General features: G+C 66.5%; 16 protein-coding genes and 2 tRNA genes. 13 read left to right on the top strand and 5 right to left on the bottom strand.

The window, feature by feature from the left end; all coding sequences use genetic code 11:
- The first annotated feature begins 4 nt into the window (after positions 1 to 4).
- The 6 genes from hydA (at position 5) to adhP (ending at position 6351) form a co-directional block, all read left to right on the top strand.
- Positions 5 to 1465: a dihydropyrimidinase gene (gene hydA, locus AAN986_RS18280; RefSeq protein WP_047217670.1), complete on the top strand. Its 1461-nt coding sequence runs from the start codon at positions 5 to 7 to the stop codon at positions 1463 to 1465.
- A gap of 24 nt (positions 1466 to 1489) precedes the next feature.
- Positions 1490 to 2758 carry a Zn-dependent hydrolase gene (locus tag AAN986_RS18275; protein ID WP_047217671.1) on the top strand — a complete coding sequence of 423 codons (1269 nt, stop codon included), beginning with the start codon at positions 1490 to 1492 and terminating at the stop codon, positions 2756 to 2758.
- 70 nt (positions 2759 to 2828) lie between these two features.
- A tRNA-Val gene (locus AAN986_RS18270) sits at positions 2829 to 2905 on the top strand.
- Positions 2906 to 3151: 246 nt separating this feature from the next.
- The gene (phaR, locus tag AAN986_RS18265; protein ID WP_016445296.1) at positions 3152 to 3691 is read left to right on the top strand and encodes a polyhydroxyalkanoate synthesis repressor PhaR; all 540 of its coding nucleotides are present in this window, start codon (positions 3152 to 3154) and stop codon (positions 3689 to 3691) included.
- Between the two features lie 92 nt (positions 3692 to 3783).
- Entirely contained in the window at positions 3784 to 5172 is a 1389-nt protein-coding gene (rimO, locus tag AAN986_RS18260; RefSeq protein ID WP_047217672.1) for a 30S ribosomal protein S12 methylthiotransferase RimO, read from the top strand.
- A 150-nt stretch (positions 5173 to 5322) separates the two neighbouring features.
- A complete protein-coding gene (gene adhP, locus AAN986_RS18255; protein ID WP_016445343.1) occupies positions 5323 to 6351 on the top strand; it encodes an alcohol dehydrogenase AdhP in 1029 nt (342 codons plus the stop codon).
- A 63-nt stretch (positions 6352 to 6414) separates the two neighbouring features.
- Here adhP and AAN986_RS18250 read toward each other — a convergent pair whose 3' ends face one another.
- From AAN986_RS18250 to AAN986_RS18230, 5 genes are all read right to left on the bottom strand, one after another.
- A complete protein-coding gene (locus tag AAN986_RS18250; protein WP_046237908.1) occupies positions 6415 to 7836 on the bottom strand; it encodes an MATE family efflux transporter in 1422 nt (473 codons plus the stop codon).
- 47 nt (positions 7837 to 7883) lie between these two features.
- The gene (locus tag AAN986_RS18245) at positions 7884 to 8492 is read right to left on the bottom strand and encodes a DUF2239 family protein (protein WP_016453014.1); all 609 of its coding nucleotides are present in this window, start codon (positions 8490 to 8492) and stop codon (positions 7884 to 7886) included.
- Positions 8493 to 8645: 153 nt separating this feature from the next.
- Positions 8646 to 9200 (bottom strand): elongation factor P, encoded by a 555-nt coding sequence (gene efp, locus AAN986_RS18240; protein WP_016445346.1) that lies wholly within the window; start codon positions 9198 to 9200, stop codon positions 8646 to 8648.
- Between the two features lie 163 nt (positions 9201 to 9363).
- The gene (gene earP / locus AAN986_RS18235) at positions 9364 to 10497 is read right to left on the bottom strand and encodes an elongation factor P maturation arginine rhamnosyltransferase EarP (RefSeq protein ID WP_047217673.1); all 1134 of its coding nucleotides are present in this window, start codon (positions 10495 to 10497) and stop codon (positions 9364 to 9366) included.
- A 5-nt stretch (positions 10498 to 10502) separates the two neighbouring features.
- Positions 10503 to 11387 (bottom strand): LysR family transcriptional regulator, encoded by an 885-nt coding sequence (locus tag AAN986_RS18230; protein ID WP_047217674.1) that lies wholly within the window; start codon positions 11385 to 11387, stop codon positions 10503 to 10505.
- A 168-nt stretch (positions 11388 to 11555) separates the two neighbouring features.
- Here AAN986_RS18230 and AAN986_RS18225 point away from each other — a divergent pair, with 168 nt between their 5' ends.
- The 7 genes from AAN986_RS18225 to AAN986_RS18195 all read left to right on the top strand — a co-directional run bounded on the left by AAN986_RS18225 (position 11556) and on the right by AAN986_RS18195 (position 18270).
- The gene (locus AAN986_RS18225) at positions 11556 to 12773 is read left to right on the top strand and encodes a CoA transferase (protein ID WP_047217675.1); all 1218 of its coding nucleotides are present in this window, start codon (positions 11556 to 11558) and stop codon (positions 12771 to 12773) included.
- Positions 12770 to 13759 (top strand): hydroxymethylglutaryl-CoA lyase, encoded by a 990-nt coding sequence (locus tag AAN986_RS18220; RefSeq protein WP_017406150.1) that lies wholly within the window; start codon positions 12770 to 12772, stop codon positions 13757 to 13759. The genes AAN986_RS18225 and AAN986_RS18220 overlap by 4 nt, the downstream gene beginning before the upstream one ends.
- Before the next feature lie 51 nt (positions 13760 to 13810).
- On the top strand, positions 13811 to 14797 hold the full coding sequence (locus AAN986_RS18215; protein ID WP_016445351.1) for a tripartite tricarboxylate transporter substrate binding protein: 987 nt from the start codon (positions 13811 to 13813) through the stop codon (positions 14795 to 14797).
- Between the two features lie 58 nt (positions 14798 to 14855).
- Entirely contained in the window at positions 14856 to 16808 is a 1953-nt protein-coding gene (uvrC, locus tag AAN986_RS18210) for an excinuclease ABC subunit UvrC (protein WP_046237912.1), read from the top strand.
- Positions 16809 to 16885: 77 nt separating this feature from the next.
- Positions 16886 to 17455 (top strand): CDP-diacylglycerol--glycerol-3-phosphate 3-phosphatidyltransferase, encoded by a 570-nt coding sequence (gene pgsA, locus AAN986_RS18205; protein WP_026062576.1) that lies wholly within the window; start codon positions 16886 to 16888, stop codon positions 17453 to 17455.
- A gap of 452 nt (positions 17456 to 17907) precedes the next feature.
- The gene (locus tag AAN986_RS18200) at positions 17908 to 18180 is read left to right on the top strand and encodes an HU family DNA-binding protein (protein ID WP_012204727.1); all 273 of its coding nucleotides are present in this window, start codon (positions 17908 to 17910) and stop codon (positions 18178 to 18180) included.
- Positions 18181 to 18194: 14 nt separating this feature from the next.
- Positions 18195 to 18270: transfer RNA gene (locus AAN986_RS18195), tRNA-Val, on the top strand.
- Positions 18271 to 18326 lie beyond the last annotated feature (56 nt).

The following is an 18326-nucleotide window of genomic DNA, read 5'->3' as shown; positions in this document are numbered from 1 at the left end:
CGCTATGGGTCAATCACAGGGTTCGGTATGGGTGCGTGGCGGCACGGTGGTGAATGCAGACCGGCAGGAGAAGGCCGACGTGCTGTGTGTGGATGGGACGATTGCGGCCGTGGGGCCGGATGTGGCGGCCCTGGTGCCGGCCGGGGCGCAGGTGATCGATGCCTCGGGGCAGTTCGTCATGCCCGGCGGCATCGATCCGCACACCCACATGCAGCTGCCCTTCATGGGCACGGTCACGGCCGATGACTTCTACACCGGCACGGCGGCGGCGCTGGCCGGTGGCACCACCAGCATCATCGATTTCGTCATTCCCGATCCGCAGGAGCCGCTGCTGGACGCCTACCGCAAATGGCGCGGCTGGGCCGAGAAGGCTGCGGCCGACTACTCCTTCCACGTGGCCGTCACTTGGTGGAGCGACAGCGTCCATGCCGACATGGGCACGCTGGTGCGCGAGGAGGGCATCAACAGCTTCAAGCACTTCATGGCCTACAAGAACGCCATCATGTGCGACGACGAAACCCTGGTGAACAGCTTCAAGCGCGCGCTGGAGCTGGGCGCCATGCCCACGGTGCATGCCGAAAACGGCGAGCTGGTCTACCTTCTGCAGCAGGAAGTGGCCAAGATGGGCATCACCGGGCCCGAGGGCCATCCGCTGGCCCGCCCGCCCATGGTGGAGGCCGAGGCGGCCAACCGCGCCATCGCCATTGCCGGCGTGCTGGGCGTGCCCATCTACGTGGTGCACGTCAGCTGCACCGAGGCGGCGCAGGCCATTGCCGCTGCCCGTGCGCGCGGCCAGCGCGTGTATGGCGAGGTGCTGGCCGGCCATCTGGTGATCGACGAAAGCGTGTACCGCGACCCCGACTTCGCCAAGGCGGCGGCCCACGTGATGAGCCCGCCCTTCCGGGCCAAGGGCCACCAGGAGGCCTTGTGGCAGGGCCTGCAGTCGGGCCAGCTGCACACCACGGCCACCGACCATTGCACCTTCTGCGCCGCGCAGAAAGCCATGGGCCGGGACAACTTCGCCAAGATCCCCAACGGCACCGGCGGCGTGGAGGAGCGCCTGGCCGTGATCTGGGATGCGGGCGTGAACACCGGCCGGCTGACGCCCAGCGAATTCGTGGCCATCACCTCGGCCAACACGGCCAAGCTTTTCAACATCTATCCGCGCAAGGGCCTGGTCGGCGTGGGCGCCGATGCCGATCTGGTCGTCTGGGACCCTGCCGCCACCCACACCCTGTCGGTCAGGACCCAGCATTCCAAGGGCGACTACAACATCTTCGAGGGCCGCACCGTGCAAGGCATGCCCAGCCACACCATCAGCCAGGGCGTGGTGGCCTATGCGCAGGGCGATCTGCGTGCCGAGAAGGGCAAGGGGCGCTATATCAAGCGCCCTGCCTTCGGCCCCAACTTCGACGCGGTGCAGCGCCGCGCCGCCACGCTGCAGCCCACGGCCGTGGCGCGCTGAAGCCCGCATGACAAGGAGACCGCAATGGATACAGATACCCAAGTGAAGCAGGACATCGCGCAGCTGCGCGTCAACGGAAGCCGGCTGTGGGATTCACTCATGGAGCTGGCCCGGATCGGCGCCACGCCCAAGGGCGGCGTCTGCCGCCTGACGCTGACCGACCTGGACCGCCAGGGCCGTGATCTGGTGACCCGCTGGGCGCGCGAGGCGGGCATGACGGTGACCATCGACAAGATCGGCAACGGCTTCATGCGCCGGCCCGGGCGCGACAACAGCCTGCCGCCCATCATGACGGGCAGCCACATCGACACCCAGCCCACGGGCGGCAAGTTCGACGGCAACTACGGCGTGCTGGCGGGGCTGGAGGTGGTGCGCACGCTCAACGACCACGGCATCGAGACCGAAGCGCCCATCGAAGTGGCCTTCTGGACGAACGAGGAAGGCTCGCGCTTCGTGCCGGTAATGATGGGCTCGGGCGTGTTCGCCAAGGCCTTCACGCTGGAGCATGCCTATGCGGCCACCGACTCCGAAGGCAAGACCGTCAAGGGCGAGCTAGAGCGCATCGGCTATGTGGGCAGCCAGGAACCGGGAGACCACCCGATCGGCGCCTACTTCGAGTCCCACATCGAACAGGGCCCGGTGCTGGAGGACAACGCCAGGACCATTGGCGTGGTCACCGGCGTGCTGGGCATCCGCTGGTATGACTGCGTGGTCACGGGCATGGAAGCCCATGCCGGCCCCACGCCCATGGCCCTGCGCAAGGACGCGCTGCAGGTGGCCGCGCAGCTGATGCAGGAAGTGGTGGCCTGCGCCCACCGCCATCCGCCCCACGGGCGCGGCACCGTGGGCATGGTGCAGGTCCATCCCAACAGCCGCAACGTGATCCCGGGCCAGGTCAAATTCAGCATCGACCTGCGCAACGCCACCGATGCCGACTGCGAAGCCATGGACGCCGACATCCGCGCCGTGGCCGACCGCATCAGCCGGGAGACGGGCCTGCCCATAGCGATCAACCTGGTGTCCAGCTACCCCGCCCAACCCTTCCATGCCGACTGCGTGGATGCGGTGGCGCGCGCCGCCAAGGCCCTGGGCTACTCGCACATGCCCGTCGTCTCGGGCGCCGGGCATGATGCGGTCTACATGGCGCGGCTGGCACCGGCCGGCATGGTCTTCATCCCCTGCAAGGACGGCATCAGCCACAACGAGATCGAGGACGCCACGCCGGCCGACATCACCGCAGGCTGCAATGTGCTGATGCACGCCATGCTGGAACGCGCCAGGGTGGCGGGTTGATCCAAAAAACTGCGCAACTTGCCCGGAAGCCCTGTTTTGCACTGCTATACTTGCGGCTTCAACAAACGACAGGCGCGTAGCTCAGCTGGTTAGAGCACCACCTTGACATGGTGGGGGTCGTTGGTTCGAGTCCAATCGCGCCTACCAAACAAAGCAGTCTCACCAGGGGCTGCAAAAAAGAAATCCCGCTTCAAGCGGGATTTTTTTTTGCCCCAACGGTTGCATGGCGGCCATTTGCCGTGTCGCATGCGTTGATCCCCATCAGGGTTACTGCTGCGCCGGGTGCTGCAGGTGCTGCCTAGAATCTGTTGCAGTGCAATAGCCGATTGCCCGCACGAGCCGGTGCAAGCAGGCGCAAACAGGTACAGCAGGTACAAGAGGAGAAGCATTGCAATGCAAGAGACGACAACAGCCGCCGCCCCCAGCGCCCAGCGCGTGATCAAGAAATACCCCAACCGCCGTCTCTACGACACCAACACGTCCTCCTACATCACGCTGACGGAAGTCAAGCAGCTCGTGATGGGAAACGAGCCCGTGGTGGTCAAGGACGCCAAGACGGGCGAAGACCTCACGCGCAGCATCCTGCTGCAGATCATTCTGGAAGAAGAGGCGGGCGGCGCGCCCATGTTCTCCGAGACCGTGCTGGCCAACATCATCCGTTTCTACGGCCACGCCATGCAGGGCTACATGGGCTCCTACCTGGAAAAGAACGTGCAGATGTTCACCGACTTCCAGAACAAGCTGGCCGAGCAGGCCCAGGGCACCTCGCCCGAGGCCTGGAGCCAGTTCATGCGCATGCAGCCGCCCGCCATGCAGAACATGATGAGCAGCTATATGGAGCAGTCGCAGAACATGTTCGCCCAGATGCAGGAGCAGATGCAAAAGCAGACCGAGCAGATGCTGGGCGCGCTCGGGATCAAGCGCAATAGCTGAGCTTGCAGGGATAAGTTCGGGGGCGGTTTACCAAGTTCGCGCAGAACTGGGACAATATCGCCCCTATGACCCCCACGAGCGACGCAACAACCATGACAACCCCTGCCGGCGCGGCCGCTCCGCGCGTGGGCTTCGTCTCCCTCGGGTGCCCCAAGGCACTCACGGACTCCGAACTCATCCTCACCCAGCTCAGCGCCGAGGGCTACCAGACCTCCAAGACCTTCGAGGGCGCTGACTTGGTGATCGTCAACACCTGCGGCTTCATCGATGACGCCGTGCGCGAGAGCCTGGACACCATTGGCGAGGCGCTGGCCGAGAACGGCAAGGTCATCGTCACGGGCTGCCTGGGCGCCAAGGCGGGCAAGGACGGCGGCAACCTGATCCAGGAAGTGCACCCCAGCGTGCTGGCCGTGACCGGGCCGCACGCCACGCAGGAGGTGATGAATGCCGTCCACACCCATCTGCCCAAGCCGCACGATCCCTTCATCGACCTGGTGCCGGGCGCCTTTGGCGAGGCGGGCATCAAGCTCACGCCCAGGCACTACGCCTACCTGAAGATTTCCGAGGGCTGCAATCACCGCTGCACCTTCTGCATCATTCCCTCCATGCGCGGCGATCTGGTTTCGCGTCCGGTGGGCGATGTGCTCAAGGAGGCGCGTGCACTGTTCGAGGGCGGCGTCAAGGAGCTGCTGGTGATCAGCCAGGACACCTCGGCTTATGGCGTGGACGTGAAGTACCGCACGGGCTTCTGGGACGGCAAGCCGGTGAAGACACGCATGCTCGAACTGGTGCAGACGCTGGCCGAGATCGCCGAGCGCTATGGCGCCTGGGTGCGCCTGCACTATGTCTACCCGTACCCCAGCGTGGACGAGATCATTCCGTTCATGGCCACGGGCCGCGTGCTGCCCTATCTGGACGTGCCCTTCCAGCACAGCCATCCCGATGTCTTGAAGCGCATGAAGCGCCCCGCCAACGGTGAAAAGAACCTGGAGCGCCTGCAGCGCTGGCGCGAGATCTGCCCGGATCTGGTGATCCGCTCCACCTTCATCGCCGGCTTCCCCGGCGAGACCGAGCAGGAGTTCGAGCACCTGCTGCAGTTCCTGCGCGAGGCGCAGATCGACCGTGCGGGCTGCTTTGCCTACAGCCCCGTCGAAGGCGCCGCCGCCAATGAGATCCCCGGCATGCTGCCCGAGGAAGTGCGCGAGGAGCGCCGCGCGCGTTTCATGGCCGTGGCCGAGGAGGTTTCCACGGCACGCCTGCAAAAGCGCGTCGGCCAGACCATGCAGGTGCTGGTAGACAAGTCCGTGGGCCTGGGTAAGAAGGGTGGCGTGGGCCGCAGCTATGCCGATGCCCCCGAGATCGATGGCCTGGTGCACCTGCTGCCGCCCGAGAAGGCCAGCAAGACCTACAAGGTGGGCGACTTCGTGAAGGCGCGCATCGTGGGCACGCAGGGCCACGACCTGGTGGGCCAGCCTGTGTAAGGCCTGCATTCGCATCCCTGAAAAGCGGGCAAGGTTTTCCTTGCCCGCTTTTTTTGTCCTTGATGGTTCAAGGCCTGATTTTGATCAAGGCGTTCAGGTCGCTTCGCTGAAATGCTGTACCTACTTTGACGCAAAGAAAGGATGGCGCGAATGAACAGGACCATGAAGGCCGCCGTGGTGCGGGAGTTTGGCAAGCCGCTCACCATCGAGGAAGTCCCGGTGCCCAGGCCCGATCCCGGCCATGTGCTGGTGAAGATCGAGGCCTGCGGCGTCTGCCATACCGATTTGCACGCGGCGCAGGGTGACTGGCCCGTCAAGCCCAATCCGCCTTTCATTCCCGGCCACGAAGGCGTGGGCTATGTGGCCGCCGTGGGCGCGGGCGTCACCCATGTGAAGGAGGGCGACCGCGTCGGCATTCCCTGGCTGTACACGGCCTGCGGCCATTGCGAGCATTGCCTGGGTGGCTGGGAGACGCTGTGCGAGCAGCAAAAGAACACCGGCTACTCCGTCAACGGCGGCTTTGCGCAGTACGCGCTGGCCGATGCCAATTTCGTGGGCCTGCTGCCCGGCAGCGTGGACCTGATCGAGATCGCTCCCGTGCTGTGCGCGGGCGTCACGGTCTACAAGGGCCTGAAGGTCACCGACACCAGGCCCGGCAACTGGGTGGTGATCTCGGGCATCGGCGGCCTGGGCCACATGGCCGTGCAATATGCCAAGGCCATGGGCCTGAACGTGGCGGCGGTGGACGTGGATGACGACAAGCTGGCGCTGGCCCGGCGCCTGGGCGCACAGGTCACGGTCAATGCCATGACCACGGACCCTGCGGCCTATCTGAAAAAAGAGATTGGCGGCGCGCACGGCGCCCTGGTCACGGCGGTCTCGCCCAAGGCCTTCGAGCAGGCGCTGGGCATGGTGCGGCGCGGCGGCACGGTATCGCTCAACGGCCTGCCGCCCGGCAGCTTCCCGCTGCCCATCTTCAACATGGTGCTCAGCGGCGTGACGGTGCGTGGCTCCATCGTGGGCACGCGGCTGGACCTGCAGGAGTCGCTGGATTTCGCGGCCATGGGCAAGGTCAAGGCCACCGTGTCCACCGACCGGCTGGAGAACATCAACGACATCTTCGCGCGCATGCATGAAGGCAAGATCGAAGGGCGCGTGGTGCTGGACCTGAACGCCTGACGCTTTGCCCACCCCCAAAAAAACAGGCTTCCCTCGGGAAGCCTGTTTTGCATGGCGCACGCCTTACACCATGCGGCGGATCGGGCGCTTCTTCCACACCAGCTTGTAGTAGGCGGTCTGCAGGCACAGCGTCAGGGTGTAGGACAGCGGAAAGGCCATCCAGATTCCCATCAGCCCGAAGCTGCGGCTCAGCCACCATGCCAGGGGCAGCTCCAGCACGGCGAGCACCGTGATGGTGATGGCCGTGGGAATGACCACATCGCCGCTGGCACGCATGATGGACGACAGGGCAATGAAGCAGCCCAGCAGCAGGCCGCTCCACAGCACGATGTACAGCAGCTCGATGGCCAGCACCAGCACCTGCTCGTCGGTGATGAACATGCCCAGCAGCGGCCGCGCGAACAGGCTGCCGATCAGGGCCAGGGCGGCGCCCAATGCCAGGTTCATGCGGATGGCCGTGGCCGTGATGGCGCCCAGGCGCTCGCTGCGGCCAGCGCCGATGGCCTGGGCGCCGAGGATGGAGGCCGTGATGGCCACCGAAATGACCGGGAACTGCGCAAACGAGTTGATCTGGTTGACCGCACCATAGGCTGCCGTGGCGCTGGAGCCGAAGCCGTTGACCAGCGACACGACGACCAGCCCGGCCATGGACGAGGCGATCATCTGCACGCCCGTGGGAATGCCCACGCGCAGGATGCTCTTGAGCAGGGTCCGGTCAATGCGCATGGCCTTCCACAGCGCGGCATTGGGCGCCAGCGGGCTGGCTATGCGGCGCAGCCGCCAGCCCAGCCAGGCCAGGGCCAGGGTGAAGCCCAGGATCATGGATACGCCCGCGCTGGCCACGCCCAGGCGCGGCAGGCCGCCCCAGCCCGCAATCAGCGCCGGCGTGCAGACCAGGCCCGTGCCGGTGGAGATCAGCAGGGCCAGCATGGGCGAGACCGTGTCGCCCACGCCGCGCAGCAGCGAGGTGGCCAGCAGGAACACGAACAGCCCCGGCATGCCCAGCAGCACGATGCGCGAATACAGCGTGGCCTGCTCCATGATGTCGGGCGGCGTGCCCAGCAGGCGCATCAGCGGCTCGGTGAACAGTCCGCCGAACAGGGCCACGACGGCGCCGAACAGCAGCCCTATGCACATGGCCGTGCCTGCGATGGCGCGCAGCTTGTCGTGCATGCGCGCACCGTAGGCCTGGCCTATCAGCACCGAGGAGCCTGCGCCCAGGCCGATCACGAAGGCGATGAAGAGAAACATCACCGGAAAAAAGGCCGCGACGGCCGCCAGGGCCTGCACGCCCAGCATCTGGCCGATGAAGACGCTGTTGATGGTGCCCGACAGCGACTGCAGGATATTGGCCAGGACCATGGGGCCCAGGAACACCAGGAAGGTGCGCCACAGCGGCTGGGTGCCGTGGGCGATGGGCGGCCCGGCGGGGCTGGATGCGGCAGGCGCAGCAGCCTGGGGCAGAGGTTCGTTAGGTTTCGTCATGTTGTGTCTGTTAATGCGACGAGAAAATGCAATGGAAGGCGGGGGCTTCAGTCCTGCGCTGGCGATGGCGGCGATGGCGGCGAGGACCAGGCAGCGCTGCTCAGTTGCTGCAGATAGCTTCGCACATCCTCGGGCCAGGTGGCGGTGTGCCTTGCAAAGGCGTCGGCCTGGTGTGCAAAGAGGGCGCGGCTGGCGTCCTCGAAATGGGGCAGGTCGCCCGCCATCTCGCTCATGAATCGGTAGGCGGCCTCGGTGGCGGCGCGCACGGCATCCTGTGCGGCATGCTTGCCACGCGCCTCGTCCACCAGTCTGCGCAGTGCGCCGGAGGCGCCACCGGGCTGGCGGTTCAGCCATTCCCAGTGCCGTGGCAGCAAGGTGACTTCGCGTGCCACCACGCCCAGCTTGGGGCGGCCCACGCTGCGCGGTGCGGCGGCTTGTCCGGGTGCGGGCGATGCGGCCAGTTCGCTGCGCCAGTCCAGGTCCAGCCGCATGCCGCTGTGGTCGTCGAAAACCCACAGCGGCGGCGCCGATCCGCTGCCTTGCGGCTGCTGTTCATGGCTTTGCAGGAACTGCAGGACGGCAGGCCTGTCCCCCTGGAGCAGGCGGCCATGGCCCTGGAAGATGGTGTAGCTGGGTGCGGGCTCGGCGCCCGCCATGCAAGAGTCGGTAGTCATGTGCTGGATATTAGCCGGGTAAAATTTGCAAGTCAATTAAACCCGGGTAAATATCTGCATGGATGCCGCGCGCCCAAAGAAAAAGCCCCTGGCAGAGATTGCCAGGGGCTTCGCAGAGGGAACTGCAGGCGTCGGTCAGACGCGCTTGCGGTATTCGCCCGTGCGGGTATCGATTTCGATCTTGTCGCCCTGGCTCACGAACAGGGGCACGGGCACTTCAAAGCCGGTGGCGATCTTGGCGGGCTTGAGCACCTTGCCCGATGTGTCGCCCTTGACGGCGGGTTCGGTCCAGGTGATTTCGCGTTCCACGGACGTGGGCAGTTCGCAGGAGATGGCCTTGCCGTCGTAGAACACGACTTCGGCCTGCATGCCGTCTTCCAGGTAGTTGATGGCGTCGCCCATGTTGGCGGCTTCCACTTCGTACTGGTTGTATTCGGCATCCATCCAGACGTACATCGGATCGGCGAAGTAGGAGTAGGTGCACTCCTTCTTGTCCAGGATCACGTTGTCGATCTTGTCGTCGGCCTTGAACACGACTTCGGTGCCCATGTTCGACAGCAGGGCCTTGAGCTTCATGCGCACGGTGGCGGCGCCGCGGCCACCGCGAGCGTATTCGGTCTTCAGGACGATCATCGGGTCCTTGCCGTGCATGATCACGTTGCCGGCGCGGATTTCTTGAGCGATTTTCATAGCTTGCTTGGCTGAGGTTGAAGCCGCTCAACAGGGCAGGCAAGCGAAGTCGCTGGGACGGTGCGCCTGCCGCAGTTCCGCGGCGGGTGCAACCCTGGTTGGTCGATGGCGGCCGGCTGGCGGTCGCCCGCAACGGCGCCTCCAGGGAGGCAAAACGTGCATTCTAGCTTTTTTCGGTCACGAAAGCTTGCAGCTGCTCAATCAATGGGGTCTGTTGCAGCAGCCGCGCGCGCGCGGCCAGTGCGCAGTCCTGCCATTGCCGCAGCAGCGCAGGCGTGATTGCGGGCAGGGTGCTTGCCGGTGCCATGCCGTTCCAGGCATGGTGGAAGGCGCGCAGGCTGGCCGGCGCCTGCAGCCAGTCCAGGAAGGCGTCGAGCTTGTCGTGGTGGGCGTCGTCGTGCTGGGGATAGATGTGCCAGACCAGGGGCTGGCCGGCCCACAGCGCGCGTACCAGCGAATCCTCGCCGCGCACCAGGTTCAGGTCGCAGGCCCAGAGCATCTCGTCGAACTGCGGCTGGGGGCAGGGCTGCAGCGCATGCCGGGTCACCGAACCGTGGTCTGCGGCGGTCACGCCGGCCATGGCCTGCTGCACCGCGGCTGCCGCGCGCCCGGGAGTCACCAGCAGATGCGTGGCCTGTGGTGCGGGCGGCGCAGCATGCAGCTGGCACAGCCAGTGCGGCAGGGCAGGCGGTTCGTAGCAGAACAGCGAGATGGCGCAATCGCCGGTGCCTAGGCCGTGGCGTGTGCGCCAGGCCTGCCGGCCCCCGGAAGCAAAGGCTGCCTGGCGCGCGGCCAGGTCCGGCTCGCGCAGCAGGCCGCCCGTGGCGGCCGTGAAGCCCGGGTAGAAGAACCAGCGCGTCAACCCCGCAGCCGGCCCCGACATCAGCGGCGAGGGCAGGCGGTGGCAGCGCTCCACATAGTCCTCGGCCGACAGGTACTCCAGGTTGATCCACAGCGGCGCGCGGCGCGCGATGGCCGCCAGAAAGGGCGGCGAAATCTCGCAGCCGAAGGCCTCGATGACCACATCACCCACGGCCTGCGGAATGTCCTGCGCCTGCGTGGGCCAGCCGTGCACGCTGAGTCCGGCCGGGTGCGGCCGGGGCGCCATCCAGGTCAGGGCGCTGGCGTCGTCCATCCACAGCCGCACGCGCTGGCCGCGTGAGGCCAGGTCGGCCGCCGCGCGCCAGCACACGCCGATGTCGCCGAAGTTGTCTATGACCTGGCAGAAGATGTCCCAGGTCCGTGCAACGGCCTGCTCTGGCAGAGGGGCCGGGGGGATGGGGTTGAAGGCAAGCATGGGAGTCAGGGTTCGCACAGGTGTTCGACCAGCAACTGGGCCACGGGCGGCAGTGCCTCTTGCGAGCGCACGCACAACATCAGCTGGCGCTCGGCCCAGGGCTCGTCCAGCGCAATGCAGCGCAGCGGCAGGGCGCCCAGGTACAGGCGGGCACTGCCTTCGGGCAGGATGCCGACGCCCAGGCCCGAGGCCACCATCAGGCACAGCGCGTCATAGCCCGTGACCTTCATGCGCAGCCGCGGCTGCAGGCCCAGGTCGGCCGCGGCACGCGTGATCTGGTGGTTGAGCGCGCTGCCGGCGTGCATGCCCACCAGGTCATGGTCCAGCACCTGGGTCAGCCGCAGCGAGCGCCTGCGTACCAGCGCATGGCCTTGGGGCACGATGACGATGAGGCGGTCGCGCCGGTACGGGCGCAGGCGGATCTTCTCTCCGTAGCTGCCCTGGTTGAGGATGCCGATATCGGCCTCGTTGTCTGCCACGGCGCGCGCGATGTCGCTGCTCACCCGCTCCTGCAGGCGCACGTCCACATGCGGATGCTGGTCCAGGAAGCGCTGCAGCTGGGAGGGCAGGAACTGGGTGATGGCCGAGATGTTGGCCATCACGCGCACATGGCCGCGCAGGCCGCTGCCGTACTCGCGCATCTGCTCGCCGATGCCGTCCAGGTCATTGAGCACGCCGCGCGCCATGTTCAGCAGTGCATAGGCGGCGGCCGTGGGTACGCTGCCGCGGTTGCTGCGGGTGAACAGCTCCACCTGCAGCTGGCTCTCCAGCTCGGCCAGCCGCCGGCTGGCGGCCGAGGGGGCGATGTGTTCGCGTGCGGCAGCGCGTGCGATGGCGCTTTCCTCCATCACGGCCACGAACAGGCGCAGCGAAATCGGGTCGAGTTTCATGGGGTGGCGATTATCGCCCGGCCCCGCCCGACCGGGTTCTGCCATGCCGGTTTGCGATGGCAGCGTCGCGCTTGAGCGTTTTGCGGCCGGCGCGGACGGCGGCAAGATCGGCGCCGCGGCAATGCCATCGGAGGCCGGCCGCAGGAGACAAAGAGGAAGCGCTAACCCATGACACAACAGACAAGGCAGGCCCCCACACCCGGCGCGCTCAGCGGCGTGCGCGTGGTCGAGATGGGGCAATTGATCGCCGGGCCGTTCTGCGGCAAGACGCTGGGCGAGTTCGGCGCCGACGTGGTCAAGATCGAGGCGCCGGGCGCGGGCGATCCGCTGCGCAACTGGCGCCTGATCAAGAACGGCACCTCGGTCTGGTGGCAGGTGCAGTCGCGCAACAAGCGTTCGGTGGCGCTGGACCTGCGCCAGCAGGAGGGCCAGGACATCGCCCGGCGCCTGATCGCCGAGGCCGATGTGCTGGTCGAGAACTTCCGCCCCGGCACGCTGGAAGGCTGGGGCATGTCGCCTGAAGAGCTCCATGCACTCAACCCCGGCCTGGTCATCCTGCGCATCTCGGGCTACGGCCAGACCGGCCCCTACCGCGACCTGCCGGGCTTTGGCGTGATCGGCGAGGCCATGGGCGGCCTGCGCCACCTGACGGCCGAGCCAGGCCGCGTGCCGGTGCGCGTGGGCGTCTCGATTGGCGACACGCTGGCCGCGCTGCATGGCGTGATCGGCGTGATGATGGCCCTGTACCACCGCAAGGTGAACGGCGGTGCCGGCCAGGTCATCGACGTGGCGCTGCATGAGGCCGTGTTCAACGTCATGGAAAGCCTGCTGCCCGAATACAGCGCCTTCGGCGCCGTGCGCGAGGCGGCGGGCAGTGCGCTGCCGGGCATCGCGCCGTCCAACGCCTATCCCTGCCAGGACGGCTGGGTGCTGGTGGCCGGCAATGGCGACTCCATCTTCAAGCGCCTGATGGCCACCATCGGCCGCCAGGACCTGGCCGACGATCCGCAACTGGCAGACAACGCGGGCCGCGTGGCGCGCATTGCCGAGATCGATGCCGTCATCGGCGGCTGGACGCGCACGCAGAGCGTGCAGGCCGTGATGGACCAGCTGGCCGCCGCACGCGTGCCGGCCGGCAAGGTCTACACCGCCAAGGACATTGCCGAGGACCCGCACTACCGCGCCCGCGACATGATCCTCAGCCAGCACACGCGCGACGGCGACGACATCGAGGTGCCGGGCATCGTGCCCAAGCTCTCGCTCACGCCGGGCACGGTGCGCACCAGCGCCCCCCATGTGGGCGACGACACCGACGCGGTGCTGGCCGAGGCCGGCCTCACGGCCGAACAGATTGCGCTGCTGCGCAGCAAGGGAGTGATCCAATGAACGCCGTACACACCACGGATGTCTGGCAGGGCGCGGGCCGCCGCGTTTTCTTCAACGAGGTCGGCACGCGAGACGGGCTGCAGATGGAGCAGGCCTTCGTCCCCACCGAGGACAAGATCGCCCTGGTCAATGCGCTGTCGCAGGCCGGCCTGTCCAAGATCGAGGTCACGGCCTTTGTCTCGCCCACCGCCATTCCCGCGCTGCGCGACGGCGAAATCGTCATGCGCGAGATAGAGCGCCGCCCCGGCACCGTCTACACCGCCCTGGTGCCCAATGCGCGGGGCGCCGAGCGCGCCATCGAGGCGCGCACGGACGAACTCAACCTGGTCATGTCGGTCAGCGAGACCCACAACCTGTGCAACCTGCGCATGCAGCGCAGCCAGTCGTTCGCGGCGCTGGCCCAGGTCGTGGCCACGGCGCAGCAGGCGGGCGTGCCCGTCAATGTCTCGCTGTCGTGCTGCTTTGGCTGTCCCATGGAGGGCGATGTGCCGCAGCAAGAAGTCTTCGGCTGGGTGCAGCGCTTTGCCGATCTGGGCGTGCAGGGCATCACGCTGTGCGACACCACGGGCATGGCCTTCCCGACCCAGGTGCGCGCCATGGTGGCCGCCTTCCGGCAGCGCTGGCCGCAGCTGGGCATGACCCTGCATTTCCACAACACGCGCGGCATGGCGCTGGCCAATGTGCTGGCCTCCATCGAGGCGGGCGGCGACCGCTTCGATGCCTCCATCGGCGGCCTGGGCGGCTGCCCCTATGCGCCGGGCGCCTCGGGCAATGCCTGTACGGAGGACATCGTCCACGCGCTGCAGCTCATGGGCTACGACACCGGCGTGGACCTGGCGCAGATCGTCGCGGCCGCGCGCAGCCTGCCCGCGCTGATCGGCCATGACACGGCCAGCCAGATCGCCAAGGCCGGCGCGCGGCTGGACCTGCACCAGCCACCAGCCGACTTTGCAGCCATCCGCGAACGGGCTTTGGCCAAGGGCTGAGGCCGGCGCGCATTCTCATTCACAAGAACCGAGCAAACCAAGGAGACAAAGATGAAGAAGATTCAACGCAGACAGATCGCAGCCGTGGCCATGGCCATCGCAGGACTGGGCCTGGGCGGCACAGCCGCACTGGCGCAGGGCGGCTACCCCGCCAAGACCATCACCATGATCGTGCCGGCCGCAGCCGGCGGCACCACCGACCTGGCCGCGCGCATGGCGGCCCAGGCCCTGGCGCCCGTCATCGGCCAGTCGGTGGTTGTGGACAACAAGGGCGGTGGCAACGGCTCCATCGCGGCCAGCCTGGTCAAGCGTGCCGAGGCCGATGGCTACACCCTGCTCATGCAGTACTCGGGCTATCACGTGATCTCGCCACACCTGACCAAGGCCCGCACCTGGGAGCAGGGCGACTTCCAGCCCGTGGCCAATGTGCTGTCGGCGCCGCAGATCATCGTGGTGCGGTCCGAGCTGCCCGTGAAGACGCTGGCCGAACTCGTGGCCTATGCCAAGGCCAACCCGGGCAAGCTGAACTACGCCTCTTCCGGCAACGGATCGCTGCAGCACGTGACCGGCGCCATGCTGGAGCAGCAGGCCGGCATCAAGATGGTCCACGTCCCCTACAAGGGCACGGGCCCCGCGCTGCAGGACCTGCTGGGTGGCCAGGTGGACCTGACCTTCGGCACGGCGCCGCCCTTCATGCCCCATGTGCAAAGCGGCAAGCTGCGCGTGCTGGCCGTCACCGGCACGCAGCGCCTGCCCAGCCTGCCGGATGCGCCCACCACGGCCGAGGCCGGCTACGCAGGCGTCAACGCCACCTCCTGGTTTGCCGTGTTCGCGCCCGCCGCCACGCCCAGGCCCGTGATCGACAAGCTCACGGCCGACCTCAAGAAGGTCGTGGAGAACCCGGCCTTCAAGCAAAAGGCGCAGGAGCAGGGCGCCACGGCCGACTACATGAACCCGCAGCAGCTCGGCGCCATGGTCAAGACCGACTGGGCCAACTGGGCCCAGGTGGTCAAGTCCTCGAAGATCGAGGCCGAGTAAGAGCCCGAGGGCCCGCAGGCCCGCTGCGGCGGGCCCGGGCAGCGGCCACAATAGGCGCATGTCCGAACCCCATTCCGATGAACTGCTGGCCCAGGTGGCAGCGCTGCCGGGCCTGCCCGGCGTCTACCGCTATTTCGACGCGGCAGGCACGCTGCTGTACGTGGGCAAGGCCATCAACCTCAAGCGCCGCGTCTCCAGCTACTTCACCAAGAACCATGGCGGCACGCGCATAGGCCACATGGTGAGCAAGATCGCCCGCATGGAGACCACGGTGGTGCGCTCCGAGGCCGAGGCCCTGCTGCTCGAAAACAATCTGATCAAGACGCAGCAACCCAAGTACAACATCCTGTTCAGGGACGACAAGAGCTATCCCTATCTGAAGATCACCGGCGTCGCCGCGCGCGACGGCCGGGATGGCGAGCCGGCCCACCAGCTCTTTGCCCGCATGGCCTACTACCGCGGCGCCGTGGACAAGCGCCACCGCTACTTCGGCCCCTATCCCAATGCCTGGGCCGTCAAGGAAAGCATCCAGCTGCTGCAAAAGGTCTTCAGGCTGCGCACCTGCGAGGACACGGTCTTCGCCAACCGCTCGCGGCCCTGTCTGCTCTACCAGATCAAGCGCTGCTCCGGCCCCTGCGTGGACCTGATCTCGCCCGAAGCCTATGCGCTGGATGTGCGCAATGCCGAGGCCATGCTGCGCGGCGAGACCCAGGAACTGCTGCGCCAGCTGGAGGCCCGCATGATGGAGCACGCCGGGCGCATGGAATACGAGCAGGCCGCCGAGGTGCGCAACCAGATGACGGCACTGTCGCGCGTGCTGCACCAGCAGGTCATAGAAACCGCCGACGACCGCGACGTGGACATCCTCGCCGTGAAGGTGCAGGGCGGCCGCGCCTGCGTGAACCTGGCCATGGTGCGCGGCGGCCGCCACCTGGGCGACCGGCCGTACTTTCCCGCCAACCTGGGAGATGCCGCCTCGGTCTACGCCGGCGAGGAAGAGGCCAGTCTTGCCGAGTCCGCGCGCCCGGTCGAGGAGATCGTGCTGGAGGCCTTCATCGCCCAGCACTACACCGGCGTGGCCGTGCCGCCCGTGCTCATCGTCAGCCACCCGGTGGACAAGAAACTGCTGGCGCTGCTGAGCGAGCAAGGCGGCGTGCGCATCACCGCCGTGCAGCAGCCGCGCGAGCAGCGGCGCATCTGGCTGGAGATGGCGCAAAAGAACGCCGACATCCAGATGGCCCGCCTGCTGGCTGAAGAAGGCTCGCAGCAGGCGCGCACGCGCGCCCTGGTCGAGGCGCTGGACCTGGCCTGCGAGAACCTGGACGAACTCACCATCGAATGCTTCGACATCTCGCACACGGCAGGCGAGGCCACGCAGGCCTCCTGCGTGGTCTTCCATCACCACAAGATGCAAAGCAGCGAATACCGGCGCTTCAACATCGAAGGCATCACCGGCGGCGACGACTATGCCGCCATGCGCCAGGTGCTGACGCGCCGCTACAGCCGCGTGGCCGAGGCGCAAAGAGAGGCGGGCGGTGCCGAGCTCACCGGCAAGCAGCCGCAACTGCCGGACCTGGTGCTGGTCGACGGTGGCAAGGGCCAGGTCAGCATGGCGCGCGAAGTCTTCGAGCAGCTGGGGCTCGATGTCTCGCGCATCGTGGGCGTGGAAAAGGGCGAGGGGCGCAAGGTCGGCCTGGAAGAACTGGTCTTTGCCGACGGGCGCGAGAAGATCTACCTGGGCTACGACTCGGCCGCGCTGATGCTGGTGGCCCAGATCCGCGACGAGGCCCACCGCTTCGCCATCACCGGCATGCGCGCGGCGCGCGCCAAGGTGCGCGTGGGCGGCGGCAAGCTCGAGGAGATTCCGGGCGTGGGCCCCAAGAAGCGCGCGCGCCTGCTGCAGCGCTTCGGCGGCGTGCGCGGCGTGTCGGAAGCCACGGTGGAGGACCTGTGCAGCGTGGACGGCATCTCGGCTGCGCTGGCTGAAGATATCTACCGTGCATTGCATTGAAACGACTGTCCCGCGGGCTGCACCGCAGGCCCGCAAACAGAACCTCAAACACCAAGGTACGTGACACAATGGCGGCCATGTTTCTCACAATCCCCACCTTGATGACCTGTACGCGGATCGTCGCGATTCCGCTGATCGTCGGGGTGTTCTATGCGCCTTTCGACGTGGCGACCCGCAACCTGGTCGCCACGGTCATGTTCATCGTCTTCGCGGCCACCGACTGGCTCGACGGCTACCTGGCGCGCAAGCTCAACCAGACATCGGCCTTCGGCGCCTTCCTCGATCCCGTGGCCGACAAGTTCCTGGTCTGCGCCTCGCTGCTGGTGCTGGTGCATCTGCAGCGCACCGATGTGTTCGTGGCCCTGATCATCATCGGCCGCGAGATCGCCATCTCGGCCCTGCGCGAATGGATGGCCCACCTGGGCGCGGGCAAGAGCGTGGCCGTGCACATGCTGGGCAAGCTCAAGACCACGGCGCAGATGGTGGCCATCCCCTTCCTGCTGTACGACGGCCGTGTGTTCGGCATGATCGACACTGGCGTCTGGGGCCAGGTGCTGATCTGGGTGGCGGCGGTGCTCACCGTCTGGTCGATGGTCTACTACCTGCAAAAAGCCCTGCCCGAGATCCGCGCGCGGGTCACGCACTGAGGGCCTTTCCGGCCGTTCCCGGGATCCTGCGCCAGACACGTCAAACTGTCTGGCGTTGCTATATTTTTGGAAGCATTTGAATCAGGCAGGGCAGCGGCTGCGGCGTCGTGGATGCGAAGCGGTGAGGCGCATTGCAGCACTGGCAAGGCCTGCGGCGGGCAAGTCCATTGTCAACCCTTGTCAATTCGTGAAGCCGCTAGCACCCGCTGCGCGCAAAAAACCGGCCGCAAAGCCAAAGCTGGCGCCAAAACCGCATAGAATCGTGCCCTGTCGTTGCGATGCACAGCGTGCATTGACACCTGGAAGGTCGATGGCTTTAATTCACCGATGCCTGCCCCGAGGCAAGCGTCGAACGGCAAGCCAGATTCCGTATCCGTCGCGCCGGGTTTCTGGTCGCGCCAAGTTGGTGGCCGCAGAGACATTCCATTCACTTATTTCTCCAGAGGCATCTTGTGAATAAAACCGAACTGATTGAGCACATCGCTAACAACGCCGACATCTCCAAGGCTGCGGCTGCTCGCGCACTGGATTCCACGATTGAGGCTGTGAAGAAAACCCTCAAAAAGGGTGGTACAGTGTCGCTCGTTGGTTTTGGTACATTCGCCGTTGGCAAGCGCGCCGCCCGCACGGGCCGCAACCCCCGCACCGGCGAGACCATCAAGATCAAGGCCGCCAAGGTTCCCAAGTTCCGTCCGGGCAAGGCATTGAAGGATGCCCTGAACTGACACCAGTCAAGGTGGGGTGCTTAGCTCAGTTGGTAGAGCGGCGCCCTTACAAGGCGTAGGTCGGCGGTTCGACCCCGTCAGCACCCACCAAGAACAAAAGGCGAACGAAAGTTCGCCTTTTCTATTTCTGCCACTGAAAGACAGAC

Origin of the sequence: Delftia sp. DS1230 (assembly GCF_040112715.1) — a bacterium.
In the GTDB taxonomy this organism is placed as follows: domain Bacteria; phylum Pseudomonadota; class Gammaproteobacteria; order Burkholderiales; family Burkholderiaceae_C; genus Comamonas; species Comamonas tsuruhatensis.
Note: the sequence above shows the minus strand (reverse complement) of the source record. Positions and strands in the feature narration are given on the sequence as shown.